Origin of the sequence: Rhizobium albus (genome assembly GCA_030160035.1) — a bacterium.
Lineage (GTDB): Bacteria > Pseudomonadota > Alphaproteobacteria > Rhizobiales > Rhizobiaceae > Georhizobium > Georhizobium albus.
Window position 1 is genome coordinate 862181 of the sequence record BSNO01000001.1, and the last position, 13651, is coordinate 875831.

Below are 13651 nucleotides of genomic sequence, written 5' to 3' on the forward strand. Positions count from 1 at the left end.
TCACTAGGAAAATCAACGAACGACTTGCGTCTGTCGAATGAGCGCGATAGCGTCCACCCATTCGACAGGGGTGCTCCGAATTGCCGGGGCTGAGATGCGAGGCGCGTGAAGCCTCCGGACCCTCAAGCTGATCTGGTTAATGCCAGCGGAGCGAGGCGACGACATGTTTTCCGGTGCGCAGATTTCCCTTTATCCGATGTCCGACGATTTCGTCCGGATCATCCTCGATGCCGTGCAGGCGCTGGATCCCTATCGGGATCGGTTCCGCATCGAGACCGACGATGTGTCGACGCTGATCGTCGGGCCGCCGGAGGACCTTTTTCCCGCCATGCGCGATGTCTTCGTGCGTGCGGCGCAGTCCGGCGTCCACTGCGTTCTCTCCGCAGCCGTCTCGCGCGGCTGCCCGGGCGAACCGGACGATCCGATCTGCACGCCGATCTCGGGCGCTGGCAATGCGCTGCCGCTCGCCGAGCGGATCGAGGCGGCGTGCGCGCATGTGGCCGATGCGCCCGTCACAGGTCAGCATGTGGCGGCGCAATTTTCGCTCTACCCGCTCGGCGAAGGGCACCACATGGACGAGATCTATGGGTGCATCGACTTCCTGAAGTCATCGGGCGTATTCGATCGCTCGAAGAATTTCTGCACGAAGCTCGGGGGTGACGCGGGCGCGGTCTTCGCAACGCTGTCGGAAGCCTTCCTGCGCTTTGGCGATGCGCGTGGCCATGTGGCGCTCGACATAACCGTTTCGGCCAACAGCCCGAGCAAGCGCGCCTGAGGGCGCGGCGCTAACCCTCTCTCCTGTTTCATATTTTCTCTCAAGAGGCCTGTCATGCACAGCAACAGCTGGACCCTGCGCGAAATCCTGATCGTCGCCTTTCTCGGGGCGGTCTTCGGCGTTCTTTATCTGGCCTGGGTGCAGGTCTGGCTCATCACGCAGGCGATCTTCGGGCCAGTGACGATGGATGTCGTCATGGGGTTCTGGTTCATCGTCTCGATCATCGCTGCCGCAATCATCCGCAAGCCGGGTGCGGCGCTTCTGTCGGAAGTGCTCGCCGCGGTCGTCCAGGTACTGCTCGGAAGTCCGGCGGGCCTGCTGCTGATCGTCACCGGGCTGGTCCAGGGTGCAGGTGCGGAAGCCGTTTTCGCTGCCACGCGCTGGAAAAATTATCGCCTGCCCGTGCTGATGGCTGCAGGTGTTGGGGCTGCGGTCGCGTCCTTCATCTACACCTGGATCCGCTTCGACTATGGCGCGCTCGCACCGGGCCTGCTGATCGCGATGTTCGTGATCAGATGCCTGAGCGGCGCGCTGCTCGGCGGCCTGCTCGGACATTGGGTGACGCAGGCCCTCTATCGTACGGGCGTGCTCTCCGGTCTCGGCATCGATCGCGACCGGCGGGTCGTGCATGGCTGACGAGCCTGCCGCGGTTCTTATCGACGGGGTCTCGGTCACCTATGCCGCATCGGACAAGACGGCGGTCGGACCCGTCGATCTCGTCATCCGACCGGGCGAGCGGTGGCTGCTGCTCGGCGCATCCGGGTCGGGCAAATCCTCGCTGCTGAACGCGCTAACCGGGCTGATCCCGCACGCGATCGCGGCGAAGCGCTCCGGCGAGGTAAGACTTCTTGGCGAAGACGTTGCCGCGCGCACGCCGGCGGAATGGAGCAGCACGGTCGCGCGGCTTTTCCAGAAGGCGGAACAGACGCTCTGCGGCATGACGGTGGCCGACGAGATTGCTTTCGCGCTCGAAAATCAGGCCCTACCCGTAGCCGAGATTGCCACGCGCACGGAAACAGTAATGGGATCGCTCGGCCTGCCGCCGGAGTGGCGCGACAGACGGACGAGCCGCTTGTCCGGCGGTGAAAGGCAGCTTGTAGCCATCGCTGCCATCATGGCGCAAGACGCGCCCATCCTCGTTGCCGACGAGCCGACGGCACATCTTGCGCCCGAGGCTGCACGCCGGCTGGAACGGCGCTTGCGCGACGTGCCACCCGACGGCGCCGCACTCGTCGTCGATCACCGGCTCGACGATCTCATCCCGCTCATCGACCGTGTCGCCGTGCTCGGAGACGATGGCCGCATTGTCGTCACTGGCTGCCCGCGAAAAGTGTTCCGGGATCACGGGCAAACGCTCGATCGTCTGGGCATCTGGCGGCCGATCGGCAGCCGTCTTGCAGACCGGCTGATGGCGCTCGGTCATGAGGCCGACCCGCAGCCGCTGACCTTGGCTGAAGCGCTTCAGGCCATGGATCGGCTGCCCCTTACGCTGCTCGACCGAGCACGCGCAACGCTTGTCGACTTCATTGCGCCGCGGATCGCGCAAGCCGGAGCAATCGGCGCAACCGTTGCCCAGCTGCAAAACGCGTCCTGCGCGCCGCTCTTCGCCAAGCCGGTCCTTCAAAAGGTGACGCTGTCGATCGCGGCGGGCGAGGTGGTTGCGATCCTCGGCGCCAACGGAGCGGGCAAGTCGACCCTTGCTGCCAGCCTGGCGGGGCTCCTCCGCCTGAAGGCTGGGCGCCGAGATGGGGCGATGGGCGGCATCTCGTTTCAGAATCCAGACAGCAAGTTCATCGCGGGTTCGGTCGGCGAAGAGCTTGCCGCCGCACTCGAGGCCGCCGGCGCAAAGGCGGAGGCAGCCGATGTGGCGGCACTTGCCGAGCGTTGGCGACTGGTCACGCTTCTCGAGCGCCATCCGATGCAGCTTTCGGAAGGGCAGAAGCGGCGGCTCTCGCTAGCCCTGTTGATGGCCGGCGACCGGTTCCCACTGATTGTCTTGGATGAGCCGACCGGCGGGCTGGATGCGGCGGGCACTGAGGCGCTCATGGATGAAGTGGACCGGCTCCGCGACGGTGAGCGCGCGGTGGCGATCGTCACGCACGACATGGACTTCGCGCTCGCGACAGCCCCACGCTGGATCATCGTTGGCGAAGGGCGCATTCTCGCCGACGGCCCGGCTAGCGAGCTCATGCGGGATGGCGCGCTGATGAAACGGGCAGGGCTTGCGCCACCGCACCTTCTTCAAGCGCTCGACTGGCTGGAAAAGGAGCCGGTGCCCGCATGCTGAAGACGGTTCATCCGCTGCCGAAGCTTATCGTCGCGCTGGTCTGGCTTGCCGGCTCCATCGCGGTGTTCGATGCGTCGTTCCAGATTGTGATGATCCTGACATGCGTGACCGTCCTCATCCTCCTCGAACGCCTTTCGCCAGTGCTGGTGCTCGCCTTGATGGTGCCCTTCGCGCTCTTCGGCGCGGGCTTCATCACCACCAGCGTGCTCTTCCGCCAAGAGAGCGAGTTTGCGGTGCAGATGGCGCAGGAAACGCCTTTCGGCGACGGGCGGCTGCAGGCGGGCATCGTACTTTTCCTGCGCGCGATTGCCTGCGGAATGGTGTCGGCGGTTTTCGTGCTGACCACCGACCCGGGCAGCTTCGTGAAAGCACTGATGGTCAATTGGCGCCTGTCGCCGCGCGTCGGCTATGCGCTCTTCGCAGCGCTGCAGCTGGTGCCGGATCTCGCTTCCGAACTGCAGCAGATGCGACTTGCCCGCGCCATGCGACGCGGCGCTCCACCACGGCGCATCCCGGGCCCGATCGAAGTCGGTTCGCTCGTCGTGCCGCTCATCGCCTACGCCATCAGGCGAGCGGGGGACACAGCACTCGCGATGGAAAGCCGTGGTCTTGGCGCCTCGTCCCAGCGTACCGTCATCGGTGCGCCGGTTTCATCCAAACGAGACGCGATCTTCTGCTTGGCGGCGTCCGCCTGGCTCCTGTCGATCTACTGGCTCACGTCGCAGGCGCCTTTATGATGCATGGACTGTCTTCAAGATCGGCATGAAACTGGTGTAAAGCAGCCCGATCGATCGAAAATTCGGATCGCCTGTCGGCTGACGGCTGTTGCCATCGTCCTTGGCAGTGTCGACCACAGATTGAGATGGGCCACGCCATGACGTCAGACGCATACCGTGAAAGCGCGCCGGAACCTGCCATCGTGGCCAAAGGGCTGATCAAGCGCTTCGGTGACGTGACTGCCGTTGCAGGAATCGATCTCATCGTGCCGCGCGGCATGATCTTCGCCATTCTCGGCCCGAACGGCGCCGGCAAGACGACGCTGATGCGCATGCTGGCGACGCTCACCGTTCCCGATGGCGGCGCAGCCACGGTGATGGGTCATGATCTGACCGCCGCGCCCGATGCCGTGCGCAGCGCGATCGCCATGACCGGTCAGTTCGCCTCGCTCGACGAAGATCTGACGGGGCGCGAGAACCTCATCCTCATCGCGCGGCTCTGGGGCTTCAAGGGCCGGGCAGCGCGCGAGCGCGGCGACGAGCTCCTCGCCGCCTTCGATCTTTCCGATGCGGCGACGAAGCAGGTGAAGGACTATTCCGGCGGTATGCGCCGGCGGCTCGACATCGCCGCATCGCTGATCGTGACCCCCGGTGTCCTCTTCCTTGATGAGCCGACGACGGGCCTCGACCCGAAGGCGCGACAGGGCGTCTGGCGGATGATCCGGGGGCTGGCCGACAGCGGCGTGACCATTCTTCTCACGACCCAATATCTCGAGGAAGCCGACCAGCTTGCCTCGCGCATCGCGGTCATCGACCACGGGCGCAAGATCGCCGAAGGCACGAGCCGCGAGTTGAAGGCTGCGACCGGTTCCGGCTTCCTGCATGTGGCGCTCGCCGATCCCGGGCATCTCGACCGCGCCGCAGCGGTGCTCGAAGAGCAGCTGCAGAGTTCCGTTCAGAGATCGGCGGAAGGTGCGACGCTGTCGATCATCGCCAAGTCGCCGGAAGCGGCGAATGCTGCTTTGGCGACTTTGATCGCCGACGGCATCGCGCTCGCCGATTTCTCCATGGGGCAGCCGACGCTGGACGAAGTGTTCTTTGCGCTGACGGGCGAGCGCACCACCACGGACATGCCGGAAAGGGAGGCTGCGGAATGAGCGATCGACCGATGAACGATCTGCCGGACACGGCCGGCCTCAGACATGTCGCCCGGCCGCCGAAGCCGTCCGCGTTCTCCAACGCGCTCGTTTTCGGCTGGCGTGCCGTCCTGAAGTTCAAGCACGTGCCGGAGCAGCTTTTCGATCTGGTCATGACGCCGATCATGTTCACGCTGCTCTTCACCTTCGTGTTCGGTGGCGCGCTTGCCGGTTCGACGGGGGACTATCTGCAGTTCTTCCTGCCCGGCATTCTCGTCCAGACGGTGATGTTCAACTCGGTCTATTCCGGCATGGGGCTGTCGACCGATCTCGGCAAGGGTCTCTTCGATCGCTTCCGCTCGCTGCCGATCTGGCCGCTGGCGCCCTTTGCCGGGCTGATGGTGGGCGATATCCTGCGACACCTGATCGCCGCCACGATCATCCTGACCATCGGCCTGATCCTCGGCTACCGGCCGGAAACGGGGATCCTCGGCGTGCTCGGCGCCTTTGCGCTGCTTGTCGCGATCGGCTTCGGCATGGGCTGGATCTTCATGGTGCTCGGACTTTTGATCCGCACGCCGACGACGGTGATGACGATGGGCTTCACCTTCCTCTTTCCGCTCGTCTTCGCCTCCAACATCATGGTGGATCCGGCAACGATGCCCGGCTGGCTGCGCAGCTTCGTCGACGTCAATCCGGTCAGCCTGATGACGACGGCGATCCGCGGGCTGATGAATGGCGGCGGCAGTTTCGCCGATGTGGGCCTGGCTCTGATCGCGCCCGCACTGGTGACGGCGATCCTCGCGCCGGTGACCCTGATGCTCTATCGGCGGCGCTGAGGTCTTTCGCCACCGTCCTGTTTGGGCCATAGAGCTAAGAGCGTTGCCAGGCGAAGTGGATGCCGGCTCACCGCCCGGCGACGCGATCAATCAACACCAAGAGCGATTGATCCATTCGAAGACGGGCGAAGTTGCGCCAGGAGCGCGGGTTCGACCGGCCACAACGGGGAGTGACGAAGAGTTCATGCATGATTTCAGTCTTCTCGACTTCAGTCCCCTTGTCATCATCGATGGTCGGATGGAGGCGGTACCGGTCGAAAAGCGCAGGGATATCGCGTCACGGGAGCGGCTGAAGCTGCGCGACAAGCCGCCGATGATGGAAATCGAAGGCCTCGTCCTCAAGCGTCCGATCACGCGCATCTTCGAAAAGGAGGTCTATCTCTCGGGCCTCAAGCTCAAGGACGCCGAGAACCAACGCGTCGTAGCAATCGGTCGCCCCCACGAGGACCGCTTTCACCTCTACAACTACATCATCCCTGAAACGGGCACTTCCTTTGCCAACCGCGCTCTGACACCGGGTGCGCGCGTGCGGCAGATCGTGTTGCTTACGGTCGCTTTGCTTATCGCGTTCGGAATGGCCTTCTTTTCGCTCGGCTTCTTCCAGCGCAGCATCTTCATGGGTCTGATATGGCTGACCGCCGCCGTGGTTTTCCTCTCGGTCGCCAAGCACTTCTGGGAGCAATACAAGGCGGATCGGATGCTGGTGGAGTATGTGTCGCGGCTGTGAAGCGAGGGCTTCAACTCACCGGTATTGAGCATGGTTTCAGAATAGCTGTCAGCAGGGCCGATGTGTCATCGTTTCAGTCCGGCTGCCAGATGCCCTCGTCCCACGCCCTCAGAGCCATCCCCGCATCGAGTTTCTGCGGCCACTGAGAATTTCGGATACGCTCCAGTGCATGCCGCGCCTCGACGGGCGCAATGGAGCGGGTCGCCTTAGCGGCCAGCAACCTCACCTCCATGCTCGGATTATCGTAAAGGCGCAGTAGAGCGCGACGCTGGTCGCCGTGGCGGGATCGCAATTCGGTTTCGATGGAACGTTTTTCTGCGTAAAGCGTCCGATATCTCGACATTCGACCTTCAATGCTCGCTTCGTCCATCCTTCGAGCGACGTCGGCGAAGGCATCCACCAGTTGGTCGACAGATGCAGCCCCAAGATCTTCATTCATGGTTTCAGCACTCCCGCATCGACCAAAGCGTTCAGTCCGACCCGCCGCTGCTCGTCCCACGGCTTGCCCTGGAGAAACTCCTTCGGCGACAAGCCACCGAATTCATCATTTGGTCTGGCATACCATCGATTAATCAGCCAGTGCCGCATCCGCGGTATCAGCACGATGTTGTCAGGATCATTGATCATATCCTCGGAAAATCCGCTCAGCCTAGCAGTCGATCGTTCGACGATGACATGGAAGCCCCCAGCAACCGTCCCAGAATACGGTCGGTGCTGCGGGCGGGGATGAAGTCGATCGTGGATTAGACGTCGCGCTGGTGGCGATCCCGGGGAGCCGGGATCTATGCCTGTCAAGTCTCCCGCTTGCCTCTCTCGGCGTCCTCGGCTATCACTCCTTCCATGAGCAAGAGGCGCAACACGGCTGGATCCTTCCGCGACATGGGCATTTCGTCCGTGTCAGTCCGTGCGCGTACGCTCAGCTCGCTTCTTCTTCTCGGCCTTACGCGCGGTTGCCGGGTCCTTTGAGGAGCGCCCGGCGGCCGTAGAGGCTTTGCCGGCAACAGCTCCTTATCCCTTTGACACTGCCAGTGAATTGACCGATTGAGGTCCCGCTTGTGCGCTGTTTCTGCCCCTTTTGTCGGGCAGCGCGTTTGAAGCGGAGGAGACGGAGACGAGAGCCATGACTGTCCACGCCAAGCAAGAGAAGCCTGCTGCCCGCATTCAAAAGGGCATGCCGAGCGCGCCCCAGAAGTACCAGCCCTATCCGCAGATCGATCTTTCCGATCGAACCTGGCCGTCGCGCCGGATCGAGAAGGCGCCGATCTGGTGTTCGGTGGATTTGCGCGACGGCAATCAGGCGCTGGTCGACCCGATGGGGCACGATCGCAAGGAGCGCATGTTCAAGCTTCTGCTGGACATGGGCTTTCCGGAAATCGAGATCGGCTTTCCATCGGCCTCGCAGACGGATTTCGATTTCGCGCGCTGGTGCGTGGAGCAGGGCAATGTGCCGAACGACGTCTCGCTGCAGGTCCTGGTGCAGTGCCGGCCGGAACTGATTACGCGCACCTTCGAGGCGCTTGAGGGCGCGCACCGTCCGATCGTGCACTTCTACAATTCGACCTCGGAGCTGCAGCGCCGCGTGGTGTTCCAGAAGGATGTTCGCGGCATCAAGGAAATCGCGACCGATGCCGCAAAGATGATCATGGACATGGCGTCCAAGATCGGCGGCGGTGCCGACAGCTACCGGTTCCAGTATTCGCCGGAGAGCTTTACCGGCACCGAACTTGAGGTTGCGCTCGAAATCTGCAACGCGGTCGCCGAGATCGTAAAGCCGACAGCCGACAACAAGCTGATTATCAATCTGCCGTCGACGGTGGAGATGTCGACGCCGAACATCTATGCCGACCAGATCGAATGGATGTGCCGCAACCTCGACAACCGCGAGAACCTGATCATCTCGCTGCATCCGCACAACGACCGCGGCACCGGCATCGCTGCCACCGAGCTGGGCTTGATGGCCGGCGCGGACCGTGTCGAAGGCACGCTTTTCGGCAATGGCGAGCGTACCGGCAATGTGGATGTGGTGACGCTCGCGCTCAACATGTTCACGCAAGGCGTCGATCCTGAGCTCGATTGTTCCGACATCGAGCGCATGAAGGCCGTCTACGAATATTCCAACCAGATGACGATCGCCGAGCGCCACCCTTATGTGGGTGAACTCGTCTACACGGCGTTTTCCGGATCGCATCAGGATGCGATCAACAAGGGCATGAAGGCGATCAAGGTCGCCAACAAGCCGCTCTGGGAAGTGCCGTATCTGCCGATCGACCCCAAGGATGTCGGCCGCACCTACGAGGCGATCATCCGCATCAACTCGCAATCGGGCAAGGGCGGCATCGCCTATATCCTGCAGGAGGATTACGGGCTCAACCTGCCGAAGAAGCTGCAGGTCGAGTTCCGCGAAGACATCCAACGCATCACCGACGAGGAAGGCAAGGAACTGCCGTCCCGCCGCATCTATGATCGCTTCATGGAGCGCTATGTCGGCCAGCCGGGTTCGCGGCTCTCCTTCGTCGATCATCACACCTATGCGGATGGACCGGTGAAGGGCCGCCGCATCGTTGCCGCTGAAATCACGGATGGCGGCGAAACGAAGCGGATCGAAGGCAAGGGCACCGGTCCCGTGGATGGGTTCGTCGATGCGCTCAACAAATATCTGGGGATCGAAATGACGGTGGCCGATTATTCGGAGCATTCGATGCAGCACGGCTCGAATGCGGCCGCCATCTGCTACATGGAGATGGAGCACGATGGGCGCACGATCTTCGGCGTCGGCGTAAACCAGAATATCGTCGCGGCCTCGCTCGAGGCGATCGTGTCTGCTGCCAACCGTATCATCGATCGCAGCGGTGATGCCGGATGACGGTGGAAAAGACCGGCGCCGACCAGTCCGAGACACCGTTGTTTGCTGCGACGGAGGGAGATCCGACGGCACGGGCGCCGGTCGTCTTCCTGCACGGCTTCGGCGGATCGGCGGATATCTGGAAAGAGGTCGCCGCCGCCATCGCCGTCGAACATCCGACGGTCGCCTATGACCTTCCGGGGCATGCGCGTTCTCTTGCAGCTGCCGGTATTGGCGGGGCAGGGCGGATGGCGAAGGCGATTGCGGCCGATCTCGATAGCCGCGGGATCGCCGGCGTCCATCTCGTCGGGCATTCGATGGGCGGGGCAGTGGCGGCGCTTCTCGCCTTGCGCGACCCGGACCGGGTCGCATCGCTGACGCTGCTCGCGCCCGGCGGGTTCGGGTCGGAGATCAACCATCGGCTGCTTGAGCGCTATGCGCAGGCGGCCGATGCGCACGCCATTCGGCTTGCGCTTGAGGAAATGTATGGCTGGAACCGGCCGATCAGCGATGCGACCGTGGAGGCTTACGTGGCCTTGCGGGCGCAGCCCGGTGCCATCGAAACGCTGCTCGCGATCCATGACACCATGACCACGGGTACCGGCCTCGACCGGCGGCAGGGCATGATCGCGCGTGCCGATCTCGAAACGCTGACGATGCCGGTCAAGGTGCTCTGGGGTACGCAGGACCGCGTCTTGCCGACGCGCCAGGCACATCGGCTGCCACCGCTTTTCGCAGCCCATGTCTTTGAGGATACGGGGCACATGCTGGTCGACGAGCAGCGCGAAGCGGTCATCACACTGGTTCGGCAGTCGGTCAAAACCAGTGGTTAGCTCTTTCGTGCCGCCGCCGTCTCCCTCGCCAAGGCCGCTCGCGGTGTGTTAATAAACAGTTAAGCCGCCTTGTGGCTCAGCGAGGGTTCTGCGTGATGAGCGATCAGTCGAGATCTGCGCGCCAGCGGCGCCTTTCGGAGATCATCCGAGAGGTGAAGGTGGCGGCTGCCGAGCGCGACGACGTGGTCGTCGACATGCGCGATGCGGATCGGGCGCGTCTGGAACTGCTCGCGCAGGAACTGGAACCTGTCATCGCCGATGTTCCGGCGCAAGACGATCAGTTCGATTTTGCCCTGTCCTCCGGCTTGCAGCCACGGTTCTGGATCGACGCGGTTGCGCATGTGCACATGGCGCGCGACCGGCGCACCTATCGCTTCGTGCGCGACACAAGGCTTGGCCGTACGCTGATGAGCGAAACCGCCGACATGGCGCAGACTGCGGACGCCGTCTCGCGTTACATCGCCGAGCGGATCATCCAGCGCCAGCGCCTGCTTGAAGGCGATTTCGAAGCAATGCGGACGTCCTACGAGACCGAGGAGCGCTCGAGCGGACGCCGTTCGTCGGAGCAACGTGATCGGGCACGGCATGAACGGGCAGATGCGCCAACCGCGCCGTCGGCTGCTGTCACAAATGCGCTGAACTCACCGAACTCTCAAGCGATGGCAGCCACCGAGCGGGCGCAGGGCATCAATTCGAGAAGCCTACTTGTCAGCTTCATTTGGTTCCTGAGCGGTTGCATATTGGGCGGCCTGCTTTTGATGGCGTCGTTCGCCGATCGCTTCCTGCAGCAGTGACGCGCCATCCTGACCGAGCGCCGGGTCGATGTGGCCTGGCGGAACCGTTTCGGGCCGCATCAGGTCGTCGTCGCTGATCCGGATCGGCTTGTCGCCACCATCTTCCGGCAGCTGGAAACGTTCCAGCCGGCACTGCCAATCGTCCGGTTTCCCGTCGATCGAAATGTAATTGTAGGTCGCCGTCGGTTTGGCGCCGCCCGGCCCCTGGCTTGCAGACGCGATGCCGACCACGGGCACGAGCCCGCCCGGCGAGGGCAGCCAGTGGATCGTGTTGAGGTGCGTGTGGCCGTGCAGAACCAGTTCGGCGCCGGCATCCCGCAGCACGCGCGAAAAACGCCCGATGCCGATCATGCGCTTGTGCCAGATCGCCGCGCGCCGGACCGGCGGGTGATGGATCATGACCACGCGGAACAAGCCGGCACTTTTCGCCTGTTTCAGCAGTTCCACCGTCCGGCGGGCCTGCGGAATGCCGAAATAGCCGCTCGCCACGAAGGGCGGCGTTGCGGTGGCCGTCGAAATGCCGATCAGCGCGACGTTGTCGCGAACGCGCATGAAGGGAAAGAGCCCGTTGTCGGGACGGATCAGGCGCTCGTCGTCGCTCGTCATATAGCTGCGCCAGGCTTCGGCCACCTTGTCGTAGGCGCCGGGCACGTAGGCATCATGGTTGCCGGGCACCACCGACGTGCTCAGCCCGTCGCCGATGGCCTCCAGCCACGCGGTGGCGACCTCCACTTCGTTGTCGGTGGCGAGATTGACCAGATCGCCGGTGATGGCCAGGTGATCGGGCTTCTTGTCGAAGATGTCGTCGAGCAGCGCTTCCAGCACATTGCCGAACAGCGCCTTGCGCCGATGGCGCCGCCAGTTCACATAGCCGGTGATGCGCTTGGATGCGAGTTCGCGCATGGAGGGGACGTGTTCGAGCCCCAGATGGATGTCGGAAATATGAGCCAGCCGAAACATTCAGGCACCGATCCGCAACTGCGTCAGGCCGAACCGACGGGTTTCGATCTGCGTCGACTGGCGCGACGCTTGCGGCTGAGGCTCTATCATGTCTTCTTCCTGGTCAGGCGACCGATGACGCTTGGCGTGCGTATGCTGGCATTCGATCGGGATGGCCGAATTTTTCTGGTGCGGCACACCTATGTGAGCGGGTGGCATCTGCCGGGTGGGGGCGTGGAACCCGGCGAGACGGTTCTGCAGGCGGTTGAAAAGGAACTTTTCGAAGAAGGCAACCTCACGCTGGTCGAAGCGCCACGGCTTGCCGGCATCTATCTCAATCGCGGAGCAAGCAGGCGGGATCATGTGGTCCTTTATCACTGTGCGCTCGTGGCGCAGGAACGCGTCAAACAAGCGGATCGCGAGATTGCCGAGGCGGGGTTCTTCGACGTGGATGCCTTGCCGGAGGGTACGACCCCGGCCACTCGGAAAAGGCTCGCGGAGCTTAATGGTTCCGAAGCCTCTCCCTATTGGTAGGCCGGCGGTCAGGCAGCCTGCGCCAGATGGCCCCGGCCATGCGGTGCATCGTAGTCCAGTGCAGGGCCAACGGGCACGATGCCGGTCGGGTTGATGGTGTCATGGCTGCCGTAATAGTGCCGCTTGATGTGCAGCAGGTTCACGGTCTCTGCGATGCCCGGCATCTGGTAGAGTTCGCGCATGTAGCCTGAGATGTTCGGGTAATCGGCAATGCGGCGCAGATTGCATTTGAAGTGGCCGACATAGACCGGATCGAAGCGGACCAGCGTCGTGAAGAGCCGCCAATCGGCTTCCGTCAGGCGCTCGCCGACGAGATAGCGATTTTTCGCGAGACGTTCCTCGACCTCATCCAGCGCATCGAAGAGAGCGACGAAATGCTCTTCATAGGCTTCCTGGGTCGTAGCGAAGCCGCATTTGTAGACGCCGTTGTTGATCGCGTCGTAGACTAGCGCATTGATCTCATCGATCTCGCCGCGCAGCTCCTTCGGGTAGAAATCGAGTGTCTCGTCGCCGATGTCGTCGAAGGCGGAATTCAGCATTCGGATGATGTCGGCGGACTCGTTCGAGACGATCGTCGCGCGCTCCTTGTCCCAGAGCACCGGCACTGTAACCCGGCCTGAATAAACCATGTCCGCCTTGGTGTAGACCTGCCAGAGCTTCGTGAAGCCGAAGAGGTGATCGACCGTGCCGCCATCCCGGTCTTTGAACTCCCAGCCATTCTCGCCCATGTGATAGTCGACGACCGAGACGGAGATCGCGTCCTCGAGCTTCTTGAGCTTGCGGAAGATCAATGTGCGGTGCGCCCACGGGCAGGCGTAGGAGACATAGAGGTGATAGCGGCCGGCTTCGGCCTTGAAGCCTTGTTGGCCGGTGGGACCGGCGGAGCCATCGGCTGTCACCCAGTTGCGAAACTGCGATTCAGACCGCTTGAAATGGCCTTTCGTTTCCTTGGTGTCGTACCAGACGTCCTGCCATTGACCTTCGACGAGCAAGCCCATTTACCGATCTCCATTATTTTAGCTTCTTGTGAGCATTGTAGGCGGAACGCGGCTCTCCAAGAAACGATGCAGCGAAGACAGTCTGTTTTTCCTGTTGGCGGTGGCGCGGGCCCATGCTATCGCCGCGATGCCCTGACCTTGGGGCGATAGGAAGCAGCTTTGCATCAGCCGACCAGACAGCGACGATCCTGATCGTTCCCGTGCCTCGCAAGAGGGCGCGGCGCACCCTCG

The 13651-nt window shown here is 62.9% G+C and carries 14 protein-coding genes, 1 pseudogene and 1 riboswitch; of the genes and pseudogenes, 11 read left to right on the plus strand and 4 right to left on the minus strand.

The window, feature by feature from the left end; all coding sequences use genetic code 11:
* Nucleotides 1–56: 56 nt before the first annotated feature.
* Nucleotides 57–171: riboswitch (TPP riboswitch) on the plus strand.
* The 7 genes from QQL76_RS04080 to QQL76_RS04110 all read left to right on the plus strand — a co-directional run bounded on the left by QQL76_RS04080 (nucleotide 164) and on the right by QQL76_RS04110 (nucleotide 6480).
* Nucleotides 164–775 carry a YkoF family thiamine-binding protein gene (locus tag QQL76_RS04080; RefSeq protein WP_499206499.1) on the plus strand — a complete coding sequence of 204 codons (612 nt, stop codon included), beginning with the start codon at nucleotides 164–166 and terminating at the stop codon, nucleotides 773–775. (Overlaps the previous riboswitch by 8 nt.)
* Before the next feature lie 54 nt (nucleotides 776–829).
* Entirely contained in the window at nucleotides 830–1411 is a 582-nt protein-coding gene (locus tag QQL76_RS04085; protein ID WP_499206500.1) for an ECF transporter S component, read from the plus strand.
* Nucleotides 1404–3062 carry an ABC transporter ATP-binding protein gene (locus QQL76_RS04090; RefSeq protein WP_499206501.1) on the plus strand — a complete coding sequence of 553 codons (1659 nt, stop codon included), beginning with the start codon at nucleotides 1404–1406 and terminating at the stop codon, nucleotides 3060–3062. Before QQL76_RS04085 ends, QQL76_RS04090 begins: the two co-directional genes overlap by 8 nt.
* Entirely contained in the window at nucleotides 3056–3799 is a 744-nt protein-coding gene (locus QQL76_RS04095) for an energy-coupling factor transporter transmembrane component T family protein (protein WP_499206502.1), read from the plus strand. Before QQL76_RS04090 ends, QQL76_RS04095 begins: the two co-directional genes overlap by 7 nt.
* 137 nt (nucleotides 3800–3936) lie before the next feature.
* The gene (locus QQL76_RS04100; RefSeq protein WP_499206503.1) at nucleotides 3937–4935 is read left to right on the plus strand and encodes an ATP-binding cassette domain-containing protein; all 999 of its coding nucleotides are present in this window, start codon (nucleotides 3937–3939) and stop codon (nucleotides 4933–4935) included.
* Nucleotides 4932–5753: an ABC transporter permease gene (locus QQL76_RS04105; protein ID WP_499206504.1), complete on the plus strand. Its 822-nt coding sequence runs from the start codon at nucleotides 4932–4934 to the stop codon at nucleotides 5751–5753. The genes QQL76_RS04100 and QQL76_RS04105 overlap by 4 nt, the downstream gene beginning before the upstream one ends.
* Nucleotides 5754–5937: 184 nt before the next feature.
* Nucleotides 5938–6480, plus strand: coding sequence for a hypothetical protein (locus tag QQL76_RS04110; RefSeq protein WP_499206505.1), 543 nt, complete (start codon nucleotides 5938–5940; stop codon nucleotides 6478–6480).
* A gap of 73 nt (nucleotides 6481–6553) precedes the next feature.
* Here QQL76_RS04110 and QQL76_RS04115 read toward each other — a convergent pair whose 3' ends face one another.
* Nucleotides 6554–6919 carry a DUF2019 domain-containing protein gene (locus QQL76_RS04115; RefSeq protein WP_499206506.1) on the minus strand — a complete coding sequence of 122 codons (366 nt, stop codon included), beginning with the start codon at nucleotides 6917–6919 and terminating at the stop codon, nucleotides 6554–6556.
* Complete coding sequence (locus tag QQL76_RS04120) at nucleotides 6916–7107, minus strand: hypothetical protein (RefSeq protein ID WP_499206507.1); 192 nt, start codon at nucleotides 7105–7107, stop codon at nucleotides 6916–6918. Before QQL76_RS04120 ends, QQL76_RS04115 begins: the two co-directional genes overlap by 4 nt.
* Nucleotides 7108–7600: 493 nt before the next feature.
* Here QQL76_RS04120 and leuA point away from each other — a divergent pair, with 493 nt between their 5' ends.
* The 3 genes from leuA (at nucleotide 7601) to QQL76_RS04135 (ending at nucleotide 10949) form a co-directional block, all read left to right on the plus strand.
* The gene (gene leuA, locus QQL76_RS04125) at nucleotides 7601–9343 is read left to right on the plus strand and encodes a 2-isopropylmalate synthase (protein WP_499206508.1); all 1743 of its coding nucleotides are present in this window, start codon (nucleotides 7601–7603) and stop codon (nucleotides 9341–9343) included.
* Complete coding sequence (locus tag QQL76_RS04130; RefSeq protein ID WP_499206509.1) at nucleotides 9340–10155, plus strand: alpha/beta hydrolase; 816 nt, start codon at nucleotides 9340–9342, stop codon at nucleotides 10153–10155. The genes leuA and QQL76_RS04130 overlap by 4 nt, the downstream gene beginning before the upstream one ends.
* Before the next feature lie 95 nt (nucleotides 10156–10250).
* On the plus strand, nucleotides 10251–10949 hold the full coding sequence (locus tag QQL76_RS04135; RefSeq protein ID WP_499206510.1) for a hypothetical protein: 699 nt from the start codon (nucleotides 10251–10253) through the stop codon (nucleotides 10947–10949).
* A 96-nt stretch (nucleotides 10950–11045) separates the two neighbouring features.
* Here the strand turns inward: QQL76_RS04135 and QQL76_RS04140 are convergent.
* Nucleotides 11046–11909: pseudogene (locus tag QQL76_RS04140) on the minus strand (metallophosphoesterase family protein); the annotation flags it as partial.
* Between QQL76_RS04140 and QQL76_RS04145 the strand changes: the two are divergent.
* Nucleotides 11892–12422: an NUDIX domain-containing protein gene (locus tag QQL76_RS04145; RefSeq protein ID WP_499206511.1), complete on the plus strand. Its 531-nt coding sequence runs from the start codon at nucleotides 11892–11894 to the stop codon at nucleotides 12420–12422. The pseudogene QQL76_RS04140 and the gene QQL76_RS04145 overlap by 18 nt on opposite strands.
* 8 nt (nucleotides 12423–12430) lie before the next feature.
* Here QQL76_RS04145 and QQL76_RS04150 read toward each other — a convergent pair whose 3' ends face one another.
* Nucleotides 12431–13420, minus strand: coding sequence for a glutathione S-transferase family protein (locus QQL76_RS04150; RefSeq protein ID WP_499206512.1), 990 nt, complete (start codon nucleotides 13418–13420; stop codon nucleotides 12431–12433).
* Nucleotides 13421–13651 lie beyond the last annotated feature (231 nt).

Coding starts and splice junctions, on each gene's coding strand:
- QQL76_RS04150 (WP_499206512.1), bottom strand. CDS start 13,420: ATGGGCTTGCTCGTCGAAGGTCAATGGCAGGACGTCTGGTACGACACC.
- QQL76_RS04120 (WP_499206507.1), bottom strand. CDS start 7,107: ATGATCAATGATCCTGACAACATCGTGCTGATACCGCGGATGCGGCAC.
- QQL76_RS04110 (WP_499206505.1), top strand. CDS start 5,938: ATGCATGATTTCAGTCTTCTCGACTTCAGTCCCCTTGTCATCATCGAT.
- QQL76_RS04135 (WP_499206510.1), top strand. CDS start 10,251: ATGAGCGATCAGTCGAGATCTGCGCGCCAGCGGCGCCTTTCGGAGATC.
- leuA (WP_499206508.1), top strand. CDS start 7,601: ATGACTGTCCACGCCAAGCAAGAGAAGCCTGCTGCCCGCATTCAAAAG.
- QQL76_RS04105 (WP_499206504.1), top strand. CDS start 4,932: ATGAGCGATCGACCGATGAACGATCTGCCGGACACGGCCGGCCTCAGA.
- QQL76_RS04145 (WP_499206511.1), top strand. CDS start 11,892: ATGAGCCAGCCGAAACATTCAGGCACCGATCCGCAACTGCGTCAGGCC.
- QQL76_RS04080 (WP_499206499.1), top strand. CDS start 164: ATGTTTTCCGGTGCGCAGATTTCCCTTTATCCGATGTCCGACGATTTC.
- QQL76_RS04130 (WP_499206509.1), top strand. CDS start 9,340: ATGACGGTGGAAAAGACCGGCGCCGACCAGTCCGAGACACCGTTGTTT.
- QQL76_RS04090 (WP_499206501.1), top strand. CDS start 1,404: ATGGCTGACGAGCCTGCCGCGGTTCTTATCGACGGGGTCTCGGTCACC.
- QQL76_RS04095 (WP_499206502.1), top strand. CDS start 3,056: ATGCTGAAGACGGTTCATCCGCTGCCGAAGCTTATCGTCGCGCTGGTC.
- QQL76_RS04100 (WP_499206503.1), top strand. CDS start 3,937: ATGACGTCAGACGCATACCGTGAAAGCGCGCCGGAACCTGCCATCGTG.
- QQL76_RS04085 (WP_499206500.1), top strand. CDS start 830: ATGCACAGCAACAGCTGGACCCTGCGCGAAATCCTGATCGTCGCCTTT.
- QQL76_RS04115 (WP_499206506.1), bottom strand. CDS start 6,919: ATGAATGAAGATCTTGGGGCTGCATCTGTCGACCAACTGGTGGATGCC.